This is a genomic window from Mycolicibacter kumamotonensis (genome assembly GCF_002086285.1).
Taxonomy (GTDB): domain Bacteria; phylum Actinomycetota; class Actinomycetes; order Mycobacteriales; family Mycobacteriaceae; genus Mycobacterium; species Mycobacterium kumamotonense.
Window position 1 is genome coordinate 1 of sequence record NZ_MVHU01000114.1, and the last position, 656, is coordinate 656.

The following is a 656-nucleotide window of genomic DNA, read 5'->3' on the forward strand; positions in this document are numbered from 1 at the left end:
AGCGTGTGCGACGACGATCCGCGCACCATCGCCCAACGCCGCGCCGACGCCCTCGGCGCGCTGGCCGCCGGCGGGCAGACCCTGGCCTGCGGGTGCGGCAACGAGGACTGCCCCGGCACCCAGGACCGCCCCACAAGTGCGGTGCTGATCCACGTGGTCGCCAGCGCCGAAAGCATGGGCACCGGTGTTGATGCGCACCGCAACGGTGAAGACCCACCGCCTCCGCCGATCGACCGTCGGAACCTGTTTGCCCCGGTAGAACGCCCCGCCGAACCCGACCCGCCCCCGAAAGCCCCGCCCGCGCTGCTGCTGGGCGGGCCCCTGATCCCGGCACCGATGCTGGCCGAACTGATCGCCGCCGGCGCCACCGTCAAACCGGTGCGACACCCCGGACCCGATAGCGCCCCCGAACCGAAGTACCGGCCCTCGACCGCACTCGATGAGTTTGTGCGCTGCCGGGACATGACGTGCCGGTGGCCCGGCTGTGACCGGCCGGCTGAATTCTGCGACCTCGACCATGCCATCGCCTATGCTCTCGGCGGCCCGACACATCCGTCAAACCTGCGTTGCCTATGCCGAAAACACCACCTAATCAAGACGTTCCACGGCTGGCGCGACCGGCAACACGCCGACGGGACCATCGACTGGCTCAGTCC

The 656-nt window shown here is 70.1% G+C and carries 1 protein-coding gene; it reads left to right on the forward strand.

Going from position 1 to position 656, the window contains the following annotated elements; genetic code table 11:
- Nucleotides 1-656 (forward strand): HNH endonuclease signature motif containing protein (locus BST28_RS23000; protein ID WP_133054376.1); only part of this gene is annotated, 656 nt, incomplete at both ends.